The organism is Streptomyces sp. F63 (assembly GCF_018070345.1).
In the GTDB taxonomy this organism is placed as follows: domain Bacteria; phylum Actinomycetota; class Actinomycetes; order Streptomycetales; family Streptomycetaceae; genus Streptomyces.
Genome location: NZ_JAGPXX010000022.1, coordinates 1 through 18,049 on the forward strand (window position 1 = coordinate 1; position 18,049 = coordinate 18,049).

An 18,049-nucleotide genomic window follows, 5' to 3' on the forward strand; every position below is an offset into this window, starting at 1 on the left:
CGCCACCACCTGCTGAAACACCGCACCCGATGGCAAGCGGAACGCGACCCCGACACCGGCGAGGTCCGCTGGACCGCCCCCACCGGCCACACCTACACCACCCCACCCCACACCCCCACCACCTGAACCCGAACGCCTCACCCCTGGCCCGCACGACCGCCCACCACGATCGGTACCACCGACAGCCCGCCACGACGGTGGAGCAGCCGAAGAGCACCGGCGCGCGTGTGCTTCCGCGCACCCCCACCGGCACCAGCCACGCCAACGCTTTTCGACCGACCCCGGGCACGCACGACACCGGATAGACGACCGACCCCCGCCCAACCCCGACCCGGATGCCGTAACCCCCACCACGACAACCACCCGGCAGCCCGCAACCCACCCGCCACCACCACCGCGCCGCCCACCCGGCGCCCAACCCCAACCCACCCGCCACCGCGCCTGCACTCCCACTCCCACTTCCACTCACACTTCCACCAACCCATCGCAGGTGGTTGGCAGAAGCAGACGCCCGATGCCCCTCCTTCGCGAAGAAGACAGCCGCTCTGCGGCACCGCAATCGTTTCCGGCAGTGCTGCAACAGTTGGCCCTGCTCACGGTTCTGTCGTTGCAGCGGCCGAGTCTCCACGCGCTCCGCACTGTTGAGTTCACCGGAGTGGCCGTCACCGTTCGCCGGTGCGGCGACCGGTGGCCTGGCCTTCGCCCTCGGAACGGGGGCCTGCTGATCGTCTCGGGTCAGGCTTGACGACGGTGCTTCGGATCACCCGTCCGCCGCCCGTGGCGGTGCGGGGAGGGGGCCTTCCGTCACCCGGGATTCGCCGACCGGGCTCCCTGCGAATGGCGGCGCGGGAATACTCCCGGCATGAGCATCACCCTGTCCACTGCCCCGGACCTCCTGCTGGTGGCTGCCGCGCTGGTGTTGATGGTCCTGGGGCTCCTGCTGGACTCCGCTGTATCGGAGGGGAGCCGCTCGTGGCTGCGGCACCGTGTCGTCCGGCCGTACCTCCGGTTGCGGGCGGGGCTGGTGCGGTCGTTCGCCGGCCGGCTCATCCGGGACACCCGGGAGGTCCTGCTGCCGGTGGTGGGCAACCGTGTGGCGACCGACCCCTACCGGATTCCGCTGTGCATCACCCACTGGTGGAAGAGCCTTTTGGCCACGGTTCCGTTCCGCCTGCTGGTCTTCGTGGTGGTGCCCGTGGTGATCCTCAACGGGGCGGCGGAGGCGTGGATCCTGTTCCAGTCCGCGTCGTCCTTCCGCGGTTCCCTGTCCGAGGCCCGGTCGGAATTCGCGGAAGCGGTCCACCTGTTCGTGGACAAGGCGAGGGAGAAGGTCGGCGCGCCGGTGGCCGAGTACCTGGGCGATCCGGTGGGATCGCTGGGCGCGGTCCGCGTCTCCGCGATGCTTCTGCTGCTGCTCCTGGCCGTCTTCCTGACAGCCCGCCCGCTTCTGGCGTCGGTGCTGCACTCCGGGAGCGTGTCCGGCGATGAGGCGCCGCACCCGCTGGATTCCGCGGCGCCCGGACGCCGGTACTGGCCCGTGGTGGTGCTCGTGGCGGCTGCCGTGCAGAGCGCGCGGGCCTGCCGGAAGTGGGAGGCCAGGACGCGGCTGGGCACACCGCCGCGGATCTCCCTGCGGGTGGCGGAACGCGTGATCCGGCGGGCGTACCGCACCCGCAACGTCTCCGCCCGCCGCCACCACCGGCGGCATCTCAGGGCGCATGCGGCGCACGTCATCGGCGCACTGCGCGCGGTCGAGGTGAGACAGGATCGGGACAGCGCGGCCGCCTACCACGATCTGGCCGTCATGCTGCTGACCATCGCCGAGCGCTACGCCGAGGGCCGGATAGGGGAGTTGCTCGACGAAGCCGACCTGGTCGGGGTCGAACCGGTTGTCGATCGTGCGGGCCTCCGGTTCGCCGCGGCCGGCGCCGTGGTGCTGGGAGTACTGGGAGCCGCCTCGTGGGGCGGCGTGCCGGCGGAGGTCATGGGCCCGTTGCTCGGCGTCACGGCCACGGCGGCCGTGGTGCTGGCGTACGGCATGGGCATCCCCCGTCCCTCCGATCTGGTCGACATCGTGCGCGGTGCCGACCGGCGGTAGTCCGCCGCCCTCCCGGCCCGGTCCCGGCTCCCGGGCGCCGCTGTACGGGCGCCGCTGTACGGGCGCGGCCCGGGGGGCGCGGCCCGGGGGGTGCGGCCGAAAGGACGGGACGGAGGACGCGGCCGGGAGAACGGGACGGGCGGGACGGAGGGGACGGCCGGATCAGCCCAGGTCCGCTGCGAGGAGCGCGGCGGTTTCGGCGATCAGCGCGTTGTCGGGTCTCGCGTCGGGGGCGGGCTTGGTGGTGAGGACGGCCAGCACGATCGGGGTGCGGTCCGGGGTCCAGGCGATGCCGGCGTTGTTGTTGGTGCCGTAGTCGCCCCCGCCGGTCTTGTCCGCGAGGTCCCAGCCGGCGGGGAGACCGGCCCGGAACCGCTCGTCGCTGGTGGTGTTGGCCAGCATCCATCCGGTCAGCCGGTCGCGGTCGGCGGGGGGAAGGGCGTCCCCGGCGGCGAGCCGGGTGTAGGTGCGGGCGATCGCCCGCGGGCTGGTGGTGTCCTCGGCCCGCCACGGTTCCGCCGAGTTGAGTTCGGGCTCCCAGCGGTCCAGTCGGGTGGTGCGGTCGCCGATGGAGCGGCAGAAGCGGGTGACGGCGCGGGGGCCGCCGAGTTCGCGGAGGAGGAGGTTGGCGGCGGTGTTGTCGCTGAACCGGAGGGCGGCGTCGCACAGCTCCCCGACGGTCATGCCCTCGGCCACGTGTTGTTCCGTGACGGGGGAGTGGACGACGAGGTCGCTGTCGCTGTAGCGGATGCGCCGGGCCAGGAACGCGCCGCGCCGGTCGTGGTCGCGCAGGACGGCCGCGGCGGCGATCGGCTTGAACAGCGAGCACATCGGGAACCGCTCGTCCGCGCGGCGGACGACGGTCTCACCGGTGCCGAGATTCCGCGCGAACACGCCCAGCCGGGCGCCGTGTTCGGATTCCAGGGCCCGGAGGCGCCGGGAGACCTCACGGCTGCGCGGTGACGGCGGCAGCGACGGGGACGGGGCCGGCGCCGGGGGCGCCGGTGAGGGCGCGGCGGCCGCTCCGTCCGAGGGGACGCAGGCGGCCAGGGCCGCTCCGGCGCCGAGAAGGAACAGCGCGCGGCGGGCCGGACGGGTTCCGTGTGCCGTGTTCAAGACCGTGACTCCGGGTGTGTGAGGGGTTCGGCTGCCGGTCCGGTCCCCGATGGTGGACCAGACCAATCCCGAAGACGCACCAGGGGCTCGTCCGGTTCTGGAGCAGCCGGCATCCGCCGGGGCGGGCGGAAAGCCGCCCCGCTCACCGCTCACCGCTCACCGCTCACCGCTCACGGCTCTGCGGTTCCGCGGTTCTGCGGCGAGGGGGCGGCAGGGCGCCGGGGCGGGGGCCGTTGGCCGGTAAGGACCGATCAGGGGGCGGCGGGGTGCGGGCCGGTGCGCGGGGATCGGTTTCCGCGCACCGGCCCGCGGACCCGGGCCGCCCGGCGGGGGCGGAAGAGCGGCCCGGGCGAATGCGGGCTAACCGGTGTAGTGGCCGGTCAGCGGGCCGAGGGCGGTGGTCGCGTCCCGGCCGTGGGCAGGAGGCCGGTGGTGGGGCGGCGGGGCCGGACGGCCCGCCGGCGTGCCGTTCCCGGGTGCGGTGTCGTCTCCGGGTGCGGTGTCGCAGATGCCCGGACCGCCGCCGTCGGCCGGCGGGGCCGCGGGACGGACTTCGCCGGCCAGGGTCAGCACCGCCACCGCCGCCGCGGCGGTCGTCACCGAGCTGAGGACGCGCTCGTAGCGGTCCGGGACGTGCACGGCCCCGAGCCACCGCCGCTGAACGGCCCGGGCCCGGTGTCCGTGCGCTGCCGGAGCGGGTGTCGCGGACGGCTCGGCGCGGACGGCCCAGGAGGGGGCCGGCCGCGCCTCCGGGGGCCCGGAGTACGGGGAGGGGGACGGAGACGGCGGCGGTGGCCGGGAGGAGGAGCGGAACGGCATCGGCGGCTCACCCCTCCCCGCCGGGGCTGCCGGGCAGCCAGCGCACATCGGCGACGGAGACGACCGCCGTGCCCTCGGTGTAGAGCATGAACGGCACGTCGACATGGCGCAGATCCATCCCCAGGTCCGCCAACTCGGCCAGGGGAACCGCCAGTTCGCACCACCGGCCCGGCTCCGCACCGGCCAGGCGCCTCGTCAGGTCCAGGCCCGGCTGGGCCGGGTAGTCGTCGTGGCAGGCCAGCAGAAGCGGCTGCGAGGGGGATTCGGTGATCCGGAGGCGGAAGGCCAGCCGGCCGCCGTCGTCCGCGTAGCCGCGCAGGTCGAGCGGCTGCGCGTCCGGCTCCGGCCGCTCCGCGTAGACGAACGCCACCGGATAGCCCTTGAAGGTGAGGGTGAGGGCCCCCGGGGGATCGCCCTGGCCGCCGGGCTCGGAGCGGACGATCAGGGAGTCCACCGGCTCCTCCGGCGAGACGTCCACCCGGGACCAGGTGTTGTGGCCGCCGATCCGGAAGCGGTAGCCGGAGCCCGCGCCCAGCACCGGCAGCGGACCGGCGGCCGGGGGCGGGGGAGTGGTGTCCTCGAAGGTGTCGAGCGGGAGCGGGTGGCGGTGCGGGTCCGCGTCGTCCAGCGACAGGCCGTAGCCGTACGGGAAGAGCGGCGCGTGCTCGCCCGCCGGCTCCTGCTCCTCCGGCGGCACCCGGTAGCCGGGGATGTGCGGCGGGATCCGGTTGGCGGCCGAGGCGCGGCGGCTGCCCGGCCAGCTGAAGCCGAGCCGGCCGCGGACGTCGTGGGCCCGCTCGCCGTCCGGGCCGGCGAACAGGACGTCCGTGATACCGCCGCCCTCGGTGCCGGGCAGCCAGGCGACCACGAAGGCGTCCGAGAGGTTGATCTCCTCGGTGGTGTAGAGGGGGCGGCCGGTGAGCATCACCGTCACCACCCGCAGCCCGGCCGCCCGCAGCCGCCGCAGGGTCTCCAGATCGCGGGCGTAGGAGGCCTTCAGCTCGGAGTAGGCGAGGGAGCGCCAGGCTTTGATCGTGCCGCGCATCTCGGCGTAGGAGTCCTCGCCGATGACGACCAGCGCCACGTCGTACGCCGTCGGGTCCACCGGGCCCGGGTACGGGTCCACGGTGCAGCGCTCCTCGCCGGTGATCTCCCGGACCGCGCCCGCGACGGTCGTGGCGCCCGGCAGGTCGGACAGCCCGACGTCGTTGCCCTGCCAGGTGAGGGTCCAGCCGCCGGTCTGCTTCCGGATGTCGTCGGCCCCGCTTCCGGACACCAGTACCCGGGAGGTGCGCGGCAGCGGCAGCACCCCGCCGGTGTGCTTGAGGAGGACGACCGACTTGCGCACCGCCTCCCGGGCCAGCGCCCGGTGCTCCGCGCAGCCGAGGACGGCGGTGCCGTGGGTCAGGGCCCGGTCGCGGGGCCGGGGGCGGTCCCACAGGCCGGCGCGCATCTTCACCCGCAGCACGCGGGTCACCGCGTCGTCGATCCGGGCGGCCGGGATCTCCCCGGTGCGGAGCCCGGCGAGGGCGTTGCGGTACACCGACCGCCACGCCTCCCGGCCGGCGACCATCAGGACGTCCAGCCCGGCGTTGAGGGCGTAGTTGGCGTTGCCGACCGAGCAGCCGGCGACCTCCGCGTGGGCGTCCCAGTCGCTGATGACGATGCCGTCGAAGCCCATCGCGCGCTTGAGCACGTCGGTCAGCAGGTAGCGGCTGCCGTGCACCTTGGCGTTGTACGGCGGGCCGTGCCGCGGGGAGTGGTCGTAGTTGGCCGGGTCCTCCCAGCTGCTGAAGGAGGCCATCACCGACTGGGCGCCCGCGGCCAGCCCGGAGACGAAACCGGCGGCGTGGAGGTTGCGCACCAGGTCCTCGGGGGCGAAGCAGGTGCCGCGGTCGCCGCCGTCGGCGGTGCCGCCGTCGGCCACCCAGTGCTTGACGCAGGAGATCACCCGGGCCGCGGCCGTCAGGCCGTCCGGGCCGCCGCCGCCCTGGAGGCCGGCGACCATCTCGGCCGCGTAGGCGTGCACGAGCTCCGGGTCCTCGGACCAGCCCTCGTAGTAGCGGCCCCAGCGGCGGTCGCGCGGGACGGTGACGGTGGGCGCGAACGTCCAGTCCATCCCCGTGGCGGCGATCTCGCGGGCCGTGGCGGCGCCGATCCGGCGCAGCAGCTCCGGGTCGCGGGCGGCGCCCAGGCCGATGTTGTGGGGGAAGATCGTCGCCCCGTACACGTTGTTGTGGCCGTGCACCGCGTCGGTGGCCCACATGAAGGGGACGCGGAACGGCCGGTCCGCGTAGGCCGCCTCGGCGGCCTCCCAGTAGAGGTCGACCGTCTTCACCCAGTCCGCCGGGTCGGCGTGCCGGTTGCCGCCCGGCCAGATTCCCGCGCCGTTGAGCGCCGAGCCGATCTTGTACGTGCGGACGTCCCCGGGCGTCAGCTCGGCCAGCTCGGGCTGGACGAGCTGGCCGATCTTCTCCTCGGGCGTCATCCGCGCGAGGATCGAGCGGACGCGCTCCTCGACGGCAGGGTCGGCCGGCACGGCGGATGCGACGCGTGGCCACGCGGGCCAGTGGGCGAAGGGGGGCACCGGTCCTCCTCGGAACGCGGACGGGGGGGCGGGGCTGTCAGGTCGTGGGGCTGCCGGGACGCCGGGGCTGCCGCCGGCGGGACCGGAGCGGGGAGCGGCCGTCAGACCGGCACCCAGAACTGCTCGACCTCCCGGGCGCGGACGCGGGCCGCGAAGGCGTCCGGCACGACCGGACGGTCCTGGGCGGGGCTGTAGAGCGTCACCTGGGTGCGGTGCTCCGCCAGCGCGGCCCGTTTGGTCTCCAGGTGCTCGCGGATGTCGAGGGACAGCAGCCGCTCCCCGCCGTCGGGGACGGAGCGGCCGGGCTCGCTGCGGTTGGTGAAGCCGAACTCGGCCTCCGTCTGCTCGTCCCAGACCACGAACTTCCGCAGCCGGGGCGCCAGTCCGAGTTCTCCGAGGCAGTCGAGGACGACCTCGCCCGTCAGCCGGTGATCGGCGTTCAGCTCCCGGATCTCGTGCGGCAGGAACACCTCCTCGACGTCCGGGTGGGCCTGGAGCACCGCGCGGACGCGGGCCCGGAACTCCGGCAGCGCCTCGGCGAGCGCCGTGTCGGTGAAGCCGAGGAACTGGACGTCGTCCGGTCCCAGGCCCAGCGTGCGGGCCGCGGCCTCCGCCTCCTTCTGCCGGATGCCGGCCAGCTCCTCCGGGCCGGGATCGCTGCCGATGCCCAGCACGGCCCGGTGGGAGCGGGAGCCGTCGGTGGAGAAGACGATCTGCACCCGGGCGCCCTCGGCGGCGCGGCGGGCGATGGTGCCACCGCAGGCGATCACCTCGTCGTCCTGGTGCGGGGAGAAGACCAGCACCCGGCGGGGCGGGCCGTGCGGGCCGTCGGCCTCCGCCCGTTCGGCGGCGAGGTGCTCCGCGCAGTTGGGCAGTCCGCGGTCGCGGATGATGTCGTTGATGGCGAAGAAGTGGTTGCCGTCGACGAGCGAGGTGATGGGCGTGCCGTACTTGGAGGCGAAGTAGCGGTAGTTGGCGGCGACCGACCGCATGTTCTCGGTGTAGCTCTTGCTGTGCGGCACGTGGACGGCGCAGGCGTCGCGGTTCACGACGAACACGGCGCCGTCGCGGTGCAGCCGGTAGGAGAGGTCGACGTCCTCGGCGCCCCAGGCGCGGTACGCGTCGTCGAACAGGCCGACGGAGCGGAGCTGTTCGGTGCGGGCGGAGACATTGCAGGTCCACCAGACCAGCCAGGGCGCGGGCAGGGCGGCGAAGTCCTCGCCGTACTTGGCGTAGAACTCCTCGCGGATGTCCAGCCAGCGCCCCTCGCGCCGCAGGCCCGCCATGAAGGCATCCGGGTCCGCGTAGTCGATGGCGCGTTCGATCTCGGCGCCGTCCTCGTTGTCCTCGTTGAAGCAGAAGACGTAGCCGCACACGGCGACCGGCCGCTCGGAGGCGGCGTGGCTGTCCAGATGGGCGCGGAGCGCGCCGCTGTGCAGCAGCACGCCGGAGTCGGCGAGGACGCAGACGCCGCCCCGGGCGTTGGTGATCCCCGTGTTGCGGGCACGGGCGACGCGGTAGCCCTCGTCGGGGTGGGCGAAGTAGCGCAGGGCCAGCCGGTCCTCGTACTCCGTCACCAGCCGCGCGGTGCCGTCCGTGGAGCCGTCGTCGACGACCAGCACCTCGAACCGCCCGGACGGCAGGGTCTGCCGGGTGAGCGAGTCCAGGGTGTGCCGCAGCAGACCCGCGCGGTTGTAGGTGGGGACGACGACGCTGACGTCCGGTCCGGGAGTGCTACTCATCTCTTCCTCCGGTGACGAGCAGAAGGGCGGCCACCGCGCTCAGCGCGGCGCAGGCCCAGAACACATGGGTGAAGCCGAGCCACTGGGCGACGGAGCCGGCGGTCATCCCGCCGAGGAAGCTGCCCGCCTTGAAGGAGGCCCCGTAGAGGGCGGAGGCGGCGCCGATCCGGTCGGACATGGCGTTCTGCAGGATGATCACGGGGATGCTGAGCACGATCGCCGTCCACAGCGCGTTGGGCACCTGGAGCAGCAGCAGGACCACCGGGGACCCGGTGAACGGCAGTGCGGCGAAGAACAGCGTGGCGCACACCGCCGCGACGGTCACCAGCCGCCACTTGCCGATCCGTTCGGCCCGGGCCCCCGTGTAGATCATGAGCGGGATCTCCAGGGCGGCGGCCAGCCCGAGGAGTACCCCGGCGAAGCCCTTGCCGAGCCCCAGGTCCTTGGTGACGAACAGGGCGATATTGATCTGGTAGACGCTGTTGACGGTCAGCATCAGCACGATGACGGCCATCAGGGACCGGACGCGGGGAGTGAGCCCGGAGAAGGCGTTGCGGGGCGGGGCGGGCACGGCGGCCACCGCCCCGGCCTGCTCCGGGACGACCGCCCCGGCCTGCTCCCGGACGACTCCCCCGGCCTGCTCGGGGCCGGTCATCCCGGCCTGCTCGGGAGCCGTCCGCTCCGTCCCGGCGGCGCTCTCCGCGGCCGTGCCCTCCGGCGCGCCCCCCGCCGGATTCCCCGCCGGATTCCCCGCCGGATTCCCCGCCGGGCTCCCGGCGGGGCCGGCGTGCGCGGCGCCGGCGCGCGCGGTGTCGCCGCCCACCGCGCCCCCGCCGCCCTCCGGCCGGGCCGCCGCCGTGTCCGGGAGCGCCGTGACGCACAGGGCGGCGGAGAGCAGGTAGCAGACCGCCGCGGCGAAGAACAGACTGGAGAAGCCGCGGGAGGAGATCAGATGGAAACCGAACGGCGGGCCGACGATCCAGGCCACCGACGTCACCGAACGCAGCGCCGAGTTGAAGAACGCGGCGTCCGTGCCCCGGCTGTCCGCGAACTCCCGCGTGTAGGCGAAGAGCTGCGAGAAGACGGCGCCGCCGATGCCGAAGAACAGGGCTCCCGCGACCAGCAGCGCGTAGTAGTCGCGCAGCAGCAGATAGGCGACCGCGCCGGCGGCCGAGCAGGCCGCGCACAGCGCGAGCAGGGAGCGGCGGTTCGACATCCGGTCGGACAGCGCTCCCACGACCAGGTCGGAGAGGATCTCCGACGCCGCCCGCGCCGCGAAGAACAGCCCGATCATCAGCGGCGACACCCGCACCGCGTCGGACAGGAACAGGCTGGTGGAGGTGACGACCATGGCTCCGGCGACCCCGACCATGCCGGTGACGCCGATCAGGCTGTTGAGCGCGCCGTCCCTGAGGACGCCGGCGACGCGCGTCCTGGCGGTGGCGCTGGTGGTGGTGTGCACGCTTCTCCCTGGCGCGGGTCGGTCACGGGACGGGACTGCGGAACGCCTGCGGGCCTGGCCCGGGCGCGGCCGTCGGCAGCCGGGAGCGGCGCCGCTGCCGGTAGGGCAGCCAGGGCGGGAGCACACGGCCGTCGGGGACGAGCAGCGCGGCCTCGTAGTCCGTCCGGCCGATGTCCCCCGCGGCCAGCAGGCCGTCCCGGTCGGAGAGGGGGAGGGCGGCGAGGATCCGGTGCCGGAGGTGGTCCAGGTCGAACAGCCCGTCGTACGTCGCGGGGCGCGCCACGGCCGGGCCACCGGGGCGCAGCCGCGACGGCGCCACCGTGCCCGACACCAGCCGCCAGTAGGCGGCGAAGGACGTGCGCGGATCGGGGAGGGTGCCCGCGGCGAGCCCGATGCGGATGGTCTCCAGCCAGCAGTCGAGGTAGCGCCGGTCGTCCGGCCGGCCCGGGTGCCGCGCGCACCAGGCGGCCATCGCCTCGGCGTCCGGCAGCGCGGCCCGCCCCGCGAACACGGCCAGGGCCCAGGCGGCGATGGTCTCGAAGTAGGGGCAGGCGGTGCCGAACCCCTCCGTGCCCACCGGGGTGTTGATGACGGCGAGCGTCGGGTCGTGCCGGTAGAAGTGGTGCTCGTAGAGGTCCTCGCGGCGGAAGCCCTCGATGAAGCCGTAGTCCGGCATGCCGTAACCCAGGCACAGCACGACGTCGTCGTAGGATTCCTCGCTGCCGTCGGCCAGCACCGCGGCGCCGCCGGGCGTGAACCGCTCGAACGCCGGGCGGACCGTGATCCGGCCCCGGTGGACCCGCGGAACCGCCTTCTCGTTCACCTGCACGGCGCCGTGGAAGCCGTCCGCCGGCAGCAGGCCCGTCTCCCGGTACATCGCCATGTACTCGGGCAGCAGTTCGCCCAGCCAGGCCAGATAGTCCCGGTAGGGCATCTCCTCCAGCGCGACCCGGCCGGCGTACGAGAAGAGCGCGTCGTTGTAGACACCCCCGCAGTCGCGCGGCAGGAACAGGGCCCGCCCGCGCACCGACCAGTCCACCCGCGCACTGGTGTCCGACAGTTCGGCGGCGATGTCCGCGCCGCTCACCCCGCCGCCGACCACCAGCACCCGGCGCCCGGCGAAGTCCGCCGCGCCTCGGTACGACTTCGGTGTCCGGACCCGGACCGGCGCGGCCGGGTCCGGCAGGCTCTCCGGCAGCCGGGGCTCCCACAGTTCGCCGCTCGCGACCATCACCGCGTCGAAGACCTCGCTGCTCCCGCGGGCCCCGGCGGCCTCCTGCTCCGGGCCTTCCCGGCGGGCGGTGACCCGCCACCCGTCCGCCTCCCGCGCCACCCGGACCACCCGGTGGCCGAAGCGGCAGACCGGCAGCACCCCGAACGCCTCGGCGTAGGAGCGGAGATAGGCGTGCATCTGCGGGAGCGTGGGGAAGTCGTCCACACCGCGGGGCGGGAAGTCGGAGAACGGGAAGCTCATCCGCGAGCTCTGCATCCGCACCCCGGGGTAGGCGCCGCCGGAGGCCGGGTCCCAGATCCCGCCCAGATCGGCGTTCTTCTCGTAGACCACCACCTCGTGGCCCTCGGCCAGCGCCTGCTTGGCGCTGGTGAGACCGGCCGGCCCCGCTCCGATGACTGCGATCCGCGTGCGTCTCCTGGCGCGGGGGAGCGACGCGGCACGGGGCGGGACCGGCCGGGGTCCGGGTGAGGGCGACATGGCGTGGGGGTCTCCGGTGGGCCGTCAGATGAAGGGGTCGAAGTCGTCGACGGGCTCGGGCGGTTCGCGGTGCCGCAAGCCGCTGATCTCGACGTTGACGGGGTGCCGCGCGCAGTGGAAGCGGCAGTCCTCGCGCGGGTCGATGACGGTGGTGTCGGCGCGGGCCCACATCTCCCCGAACGGCATCTCCGCGATGTCGCCCAGCTTCCCCTTCTCGTGGCCCCGGTGGTACGGGCAGATGTAGACGCCGCCGGGGGTGACCGTGGTGCGCAGCTCGGCGACCGGGCAGGCCGCGTACTCCTTCTTCTGCACCGGGTCCGCACCGGACCGGACGGCCAGCCAGTTGGAGGACCTCAGCAGCCGGAACGAGCCGTCCTCCAGCTTGCGCAGCCGGGACCACTGCTCCTCGACGAGCTCGGTGTGCTCGGCGGCCTGGTTGACGGTGAAGTGGTCGGCGTCGAGCATCGCCTTGAGCTCGAAGTAGTCGCAGCCGATGTCCTTGGCGAGCTCGCCCGCCTGCTGCACCTCGGGGTAGTTGGTGGCCGTCAGCCGCCCCTGCCCGTCGAAGCGCTGCATCAGCAGGAACGAGTAGCCGAGCCGCCCGGCCTTGCGTTCGGCCAGCCGCCGCATGTCCGCGATGATCTGCGGGAACACACTGGACTTGCGGCGGCTGGGCCGGAAGACGTCGTACGTCCCGGGGGTGGCCGCGTCCAGGGAGACGCGGACCCAGGAGAGCATGGACGCCAGCTCGTCGAGATAGCGGCCGATCAGCGTGCCGTTGGTGACCAGCCCGATGCGGATGTTTGCGCCGTGCAGCACCTCGATGACGGTCCCGATGGAACGGTGCATCAGCGGTTCGCCGCCGCCGATCAGGATCACCGCCCGCACCCCGGAACCGGCCAGTTCGTGCGCCAGTTCGGTGATCCGGTCCCGGGAGAACTGCCCCTGGTTGAGCCCCCCCGAGCTGATGCACTCGGGGCAGGCGAGATCGCACAGGGTCGTGGGATCCAGATCGACGACCAGCGGCCATCTCAGCCGCCGGCCCCGCGCGACCTCCCGCACCGCCGGCAGCACCGAGCGCTGGTACAGCTTGCCGACGAGGTCGAGCTTGCGGCCGACGTCGGCCGCTCCCAGGTCTCCCGGTAACTCCGGTAACCCCGGTGACTTCGGTAACCCCGGTGACTCCGGTAACCCCGGTAACCCCGGTGACTCCGGTTGTCCGTCCGTTCCGTACACGGGTCCCCCGTTCAGGTGCCGCCTGCTGGTGGTGGGTCAGCCGTTCCCGTCGCCGGAGAGGCCGTTGCGCAGGGCCACCCCGCCGTACCAGAAGGCGCTGTCCTTGGGCGTGCGCAGCTGGCTGTCGAAGTCGACGTGCACGATGCCGAAGCGCTTGGCGTAGCCCTCGGCCCACTCGAAGTTGTCGAGGAGCGACCAGAGGAAGTAGCCGCGCACGTCCACGCCGTTCGTGATGGCCTGCTGCGTGGCCCGCAGATGTGCGTCGACGTAGGCGATGCGGTCGGCGTCGTGGACCTTGCCGTCGGGCGTGACCGGGTCGTCGTAGGCGGCACCGTTCTCGGTGATCATGATCTTGATGCCGGGGTAGTCGCCGTTGATCCGCTCCAGCATGGTGCGGAGCCCCTGGGCGTCGATCTCCCAGCCGATGTCCGTCAGCGGCCGGCCGCAGGACAGGAACCGCACGTCCTCCGCGCCGGGCCAGCAGGATCCCGGGCCCTCGGCGGGCTCGCCGCCGCCCGCCACGTGGTAGGAGGTGTAGTAGTTGACGCCGAGGAAGTCGATCGGCGCCCCGATCAGCGCCTCGTCGCCCTCCAGGATGTGCTCCGTGCCGCAGACCCGCTCCAGGTGCGCCCGGATGTCGGCCGGGTAGCCGCCCTGCATCACCGGGTCGAGGAAGAGGCGGTTCTGCAGGATGTCGATGCGGCGCGCCGCGTCGAGGTCGGCCGGGGCGTCCGAGGCGGAGGACACCGGGTAGAAGTTGAGGGTGGTGCCGATCTCCACGGGCCCGGGCGCCGCGGCGCGCAGCGCCGGGACGGCCAGGCCGTGGGCGAGCAGCAGATGGTGGGCGGCGCGCAGCGAGGCCGGCGGGTCCTGGACGCCCGGGGCGTGCTTGCCCTCCCCGTAGCCGAGGAAGGCCGCGCACCAGGGCTCGTTGAGCGTGGTCCACAGCTTGACCCGGTCCCCGAGCGCCTCGCGCATGATCCCGGCGTACTCGGCGAAGCGGTAGGCCGTGTCCCGGCTGAGCCAGCCGCCCTTGTCCTCCAGGGCCTGCGGGAGGTCCCAGTGGTAGAGGGTGACCGCCGGCTCGATGCCGCGCTCCAGCAGCGAGTCCACCAGGCGCCGGTAGAAGTCGAGGCCCCGGGCGTTCGCCGGGCCGGAGCCGTCCGCCTGGATCCGGGGCCACGAGACCGAGAACCGGTAGGCGCCGAGTCCGAGTTCGGACATCAGGGCGACGTCCTCGGGGTAGCGGTGATAGTGGTCCGCGGCCACGTCGCCGGTGTCGCCGCCGACGACCCGTCCGGGGGTATGCGCGAAGGTGTCCCAGATGGACTGTCCGCGGCCGTCCGCGTCCGCGGCGCCCTCGATCTGGTAGGCGGAAGTGGCCACACCCCAGAGGAAGCCGGTCGGGAAGGCGGCGACCCGAGGCTCCGCCTCGGGTGCCACAGCGGTCTGTTCATCCTGCATTGTCACGTCCGGACCTCTTCAACAACTGTCGAATACGGCTCGCAGCGCACCTGCGAAGCGAGTGGGAGCGTTCCCAAAATCGGGCGGAAAACGGCCGCCCGGCCGGCCTGGACCGCAGCGGGTGGGCGAGTAGCGGAAGAATCTCTGGGAGCGCTCCCACAAATGTGGCGGAGCGGATAGCCGGTGTCAAGATTTCAACGCGCTGCGCTCCGCCGCGCCGGGGGCGTGCGGACGCAACCCCGGCAGTCGGTCGTGCGCCCGTGACCTGCCGTTTTCCTCGCCCGCCGGTGTGTGCGAGCAGCAATTCCCCGGAAAGAAAAGCCCACCGCCGCCACCGGCCGCGCCCGTCCCGGCCGCGTCTCCCGCCCCGCCCGGCCCGGGAGCACCCGGCCGCCGGGGCGGCGGGCACGGCGCCGGTCCGGCCGCCGACGGACCGGCCGGTGCTTTCAACAAATGAATCGCACCCCTCCGCTCCCGCCCGGCTCGGGCGCCGCCTCCCCGCCCGGGGTTCCGCGGGCCGAAGCGGCGGGCGTGCCGGGGCGGCGGGCGTGCCCGGGGGGGGGCGAGGCCGCGCCCCGGGCCGGGCCGGGTCCGTGCCGGAGCGCACGGCTTCCCCGTCCCGTCCCCTCCCTCCCCGCGCGCCGTGCGCCGCCGCCCGGGCGCGCGGTGCCCCCGGCCGGAGCCGCGCCGGAGCCGCTACGCGGAGTCCCGGCGCACCAGCCGCGTCCCCAGCACCACATGCCGCTTCGCCGTCGTGCGGGAGCCGATCTCCTCCACCAGGACGCGCGCCATCGCCCGCCCCATCTCCTCGATCGGCTGCCGCACCGTCGTCAGCGGCGGATCGGTGTGCCGGGCGATCGCCGAGTCGTCGAAGCCGACCAGGGCGACGTCCTCCGGCACCCGCCGCCCGGCCGCCCGCAGGGCGCCCAGCGCACCGGCGGCCATCACGTCCGACGCCGCGAACACGGCGTCCAGCCGCGGCTCCCGTGCCAGCAGTTCCGCCATCGCCCGCCGCCCTCCGCTCTCGGTGAAGTCGGACTCCGCCACGAGATGCCCGTCGCTCCCCATCCCCGCGGCCCGCAGGGCCTGCCGGTATCCGTCCAGCCGGCACTGGGCGACGTACATGTCGAGCGCGCCCGTGATGGTGGCGATCCTGCGCCGCCCGCCGGCCAGCAGATGCGCGACGGCGGACCGTGCTCCGCCGACGTTGTCGGAGTCCACGTACGACACCGACTCCAGATCGGAGCGCCGCCCGCTGAGCACGGCCGGCAGCCCCAGGTCCTCCAGCAGGTCCGGCAGCGGATCGTGCTCGTGCACCGAGACGACGAGCACGCCGTCGACCCGCTGCGCGCGCAGATACTGCGCGAACCGCTGCCGCTCCTTCGTCGTGCGGATCAGCGTCAGCAGCAACTGCATCTCCGTCTCGGCGAGTTCCGCGCCGACTCCCCGCACGATGTCGGAGAAGTACGGCTCGGCGAAGAGCTTGGTCTCCGCTTCCGGCACGACCAGGGCGATCGCGTCGGTGCGATGTCCCGCGAGCGCCCGCGCCGCCCGGTTCGGCACGTAGCCGAGCTCGGCCACGGCCTGTTCGACCGCGGCCTTGGTCTGGTCGCTGACCCGCAGTGAGCCGTTGATCACCCGGGACACCGTCCCCCGGCCGACTCCCGCTCGCGCGGCGACTTCCTCCAGTGTCGGCTGCCGGCTCCGCCGTCCGTTCACCGCCATCAGGCCTCCCCACCGTCGGCCCTGTCCGGGCCGCCCCGACGGGTCGTGCGGGGAGGCCGGCAGTGCCGGTTCGGGCCGTCTCCGGCCACTCGTTCGGACCGGCGCCCGGCCCGATCCCGCCCCACCCTTTGGGAGCGCTCCCATGCTATCCGAGCCGCTGGGGCGTACACGCGTCGCCCCAGTCACTCCCGCGCCGGTGCCGGGGGTGGTTCCACGCCGCGGCCGCCGGGCTCCGCCTCGTCCCGCCGCGGCGGCCCCGCCGCCCCGGCGCTGCCGTCCTCCCTTCGGGAAGTGATGGGCCCTCATGCGGCAACGGCGCCGGTCCGCGTGGCGGTTGAGGTCTCGCGGCCGCCCGTGCACCCCTCCCCGCCTGCCCCTACGTCCGCCCTTTCGCGGCTCCGGGTGGCCGTTAGGACACATGCGCACAACGAAACCGTATTCACGTCTTGACACTTTCCCGCTGAGGCGCAAACCTTCGGGCATGGCACGAGTGGGAGCGCTCCCACCCCTCGCCAGGCGGAGTCGGGCCTTCCGGGGGAGGTCCGTACTCGGCAGCGCCCAGCACCACCAGGGCCGCCGGTCCGGAAGGGACCCGAACCGGCCGGTCAAGCCCCCTCACGGTCCGGCCCGGCCGGCGTCCCGGCGGCGCGCGTGCCGCCCCGGCCGCCCCGGTGCGGACCGTCCCGTGGCATCAGCCCAGAGATCCACCTGGACAAGGAGAGTGGAATGCGCACTTCCAGCAGGACCCGCGGCCGCAGCCGCAGAACCGCGGCAGCGGCGGTGGCCGGGCTCGCGGCCTGCGCCGTCTTGATCACCGGATGTGGCGGCGACTCCGAAGGCGGGGCCGGCAGCGACGGCAAGATCGAGCTGCGCGTCGGCACCTTCGGGTCGTTCGGCTACGACAACAAGACGGGCGCCAAGCTCTACGCCGAGTACGAAAAGCTGAACCCGGGCATCAAGATCGTCGAGAACAACGTCTCCGACGGCCAGAAGTACTGGGACACCCTGAAGCTGAGGCTCTCCCAGGGCAGCGGCCTCTCCGACATCCAGGCGATCGAGGTCGGCTACATCGCCGAGGCGACGAGCCCGGCCATGGCCGGCAAGTTCGTGGACCTCTCCACCGCCGACGGGGTCTCCACCGCCGACTTCCTGGACTGGAAGATCAAGCAGGCGACCACACCCGACAACAAGGTCATCGGCCTCGGCACCGACATCGGCCCGATGGCGATCTGCTACCGCAAGGACCTCTTCGAGAAGGCCGGCCTGCCGACCGACCGCGAGGAGGTCGGCAAGCTGTGGGAGGGCGACTGGGGGAAGTTCATCGAGCAGGGCAAGGAGTACCAGGCCAACGCGCCCAAGGGCACGGCCTTCCACGACTCCGCCAGCGGCCTGTTCAACGCCGTGATCTCCAGCTCGCCGGAGCAGTACTCCAACTCCCGCGGCCAGCTCGACTGGGAGAACAGCTCCGGGGTCGAGCAGGCCTGGGACCTGGCGGTCGAGGCGGCGGAGGCGGACCTCACCGCCAAGCTGCGCCAGTTCGACGAGAAGGGCTCCTGGAACGCGGCGTTCAAGAACTCCAAGTTCGCCACGGTGGTCTGCCCGAGCTGGATGACCAACATCATCAAGGACCAGGCGGGCCCGGAGAACCAGGGCAAGTGGGACATCGCCGCGCCGCCGGTGGCCGCCAACTGGGGCGGTTCCTTCCTCTCCGTGCCGAAGGCCGGCAAGCACACCAAGGAGGCCGCCAAGCTCGCCGCCTGGCTGACCGCCCCGGAGCAGCAGGCCAAGGTCTTCGCCAAGGCCGGTCTGATGCCGTCCACCACCGAGGCCATGCAGTCGGAGGAGGTGAAGACCGCCAAGATCGACTACTTCGGTGACACCCCGATCGGCGAGATCTACTCCGCCGCCGCCCAGAAGATCGAGCCCGCGCCGATCGGCCGCTACGACGGCCAGGTGAAGACCTTCCTCACCGACAACGGCATCCTCGACGTCGAGCAGCGCGGAACGGACCCGGACAAGGCCTGGGAGAACGTGAAGAGCCTGATCGAGGACAAGATCGATCAGTAACGGGACGGCGGGCCGCCCGCCC

The 18,049-nt window shown here is 73.4% G+C and carries 11 protein-coding genes; 2 read left to right on the plus strand and 9 right to left on the minus strand.

From position 1 onward, the window contains the following. Nucleotides 1-862: 862 nt before the first annotated feature. Nucleotides 863-2,098, plus strand: a complete 1,236-nt coding sequence (locus tag KBZ10_RS20475; protein WP_210989135.1) for a hypothetical protein — start codon at nt 863-865, stop codon at nt 2,096-2,098. Between the two features lie 162 nt (nt 2,099-2,260). On the opposite strand, the gene bla is transcribed toward KBZ10_RS20475, so the two are convergent. From bla to KBZ10_RS20520, 9 genes are all read right to left on the minus strand, one after another. Next, complete coding sequence (gene bla, locus KBZ10_RS20480) at nt 2,261-3,148, minus strand: class A beta-lactamase (protein ID WP_374223388.1); 888 nt, start codon at nt 3,146-3,148, stop codon at nt 2,261-2,263. A 426-nt stretch (nt 3,149-3,574) separates the two neighbouring features. Further along, complete coding sequence (locus tag KBZ10_RS20485; RefSeq protein WP_210989137.1) at nt 3,575-3,853, minus strand: hypothetical protein; 279 nt, start codon at nt 3,851-3,853, stop codon at nt 3,575-3,577. A gap of 187 nt (nt 3,854-4,040) precedes the next feature. After that, nucleotides 4,041-6,620 (minus strand): glycoside hydrolase family 3 protein, encoded by a 2,580-nt coding sequence (locus KBZ10_RS20490; RefSeq protein ID WP_210989138.1) that lies wholly within the window; start codon nt 6,618-6,620, stop codon nt 4,041-4,043. 101 nt (nt 6,621-6,721) lie between these two features. Further along, a complete protein-coding gene (locus KBZ10_RS20495) occupies nt 6,722-8,362 on the minus strand; it encodes a PIG-L family deacetylase (RefSeq protein ID WP_210989139.1) in 1,641 nt (546 codons plus the stop codon). Further along, nucleotides 8,355-9,824, minus strand: coding sequence for an MFS transporter (locus tag KBZ10_RS20500; RefSeq protein WP_210989140.1), 1,470 nt, complete (start codon nt 9,822-9,824; stop codon nt 8,355-8,357). Before KBZ10_RS20500 ends, KBZ10_RS20495 begins: the two co-directional genes overlap by 8 nt. A gap of 22 nt (nt 9,825-9,846) precedes the next feature. Then, nucleotides 9,847-11,535: an FAD-dependent oxidoreductase gene (locus tag KBZ10_RS20505; RefSeq protein ID WP_210989141.1), complete on the minus strand. Its 1,689-nt coding sequence runs from the start codon at nt 11,533-11,535 to the stop codon at nt 9,847-9,849. 24 nt (nt 11,536-11,559) lie between these two features. After that, on the minus strand, nt 11,560-12,609 hold the full coding sequence (locus KBZ10_RS20510; RefSeq protein ID WP_307847526.1) for a radical SAM protein: 1,050 nt from the start codon (nt 12,607-12,609) through the stop codon (nt 11,560-11,562). Nucleotides 12,610-12,807: 198 nt separating this feature from the next. Beyond that, nucleotides 12,808-14,235 (minus strand): GH1 family beta-glucosidase, encoded by a 1,428-nt coding sequence (locus KBZ10_RS20515; RefSeq protein WP_210989202.1) that lies wholly within the window; start codon nt 14,233-14,235, stop codon nt 12,808-12,810. Between the two features lie 696 nt (nt 14,236-14,931). Then, entirely contained in the window at nt 14,932-15,960 is a 1,029-nt protein-coding gene (locus KBZ10_RS20520; RefSeq protein WP_210989142.1) for a LacI family DNA-binding transcriptional regulator, read from the minus strand. A gap of 726 nt (nt 15,961-16,686) precedes the next feature. Between KBZ10_RS20520 and KBZ10_RS20525 the strand changes: the two genes are divergently transcribed. Next, nucleotides 16,687-18,027, plus strand: coding sequence for an ABC transporter substrate-binding protein (locus KBZ10_RS20525; protein ID WP_210989143.1), 1,341 nt, complete (start codon nt 16,687-16,689; stop codon nt 18,025-18,027). Nucleotides 18,028-18,049: the final 22 nt, after the last annotated feature.

What these genes read in the sequence shown, in the direction of transcription:
- KBZ10_RS20505 (WP_210989141.1), bottom strand. Translation starts at nt 11,535, where the DNA reads ATGTCGCCCTCACCCGGACCCCGGCCGGTCCCGCCCCGTGCCGCGTCG.
- KBZ10_RS20495 (WP_210989139.1), bottom strand. Translation starts at nt 8,362, where the DNA reads ATGAGTAGCACTCCCGGACCGGACGTCAGCGTCGTCGTCCCCACCTAC.
- KBZ10_RS20520 (WP_210989142.1), bottom strand. Translation starts at nt 15,960, where the DNA reads ATGGCGGTGAACGGACGGCGGAGCCGGCAGCCGACACTGGAGGAAGTC.
- KBZ10_RS20515 (WP_210989202.1), bottom strand. Translation starts at nt 14,235, where the DNA reads ATGCAGGATGAACAGACCGCTGTGGCACCCGAGGCGGAGCCTCGGGTC.
- KBZ10_RS20525 (WP_210989143.1), top strand. Translation starts at nt 16,687, where the DNA reads ATGCGCACTTCCAGCAGGACCCGCGGCCGCAGCCGCAGAACCGCGGCA.
- KBZ10_RS20475 (WP_210989135.1), top strand. Translation starts at nt 863, where the DNA reads ATGAGCATCACCCTGTCCACTGCCCCGGACCTCCTGCTGGTGGCTGCC.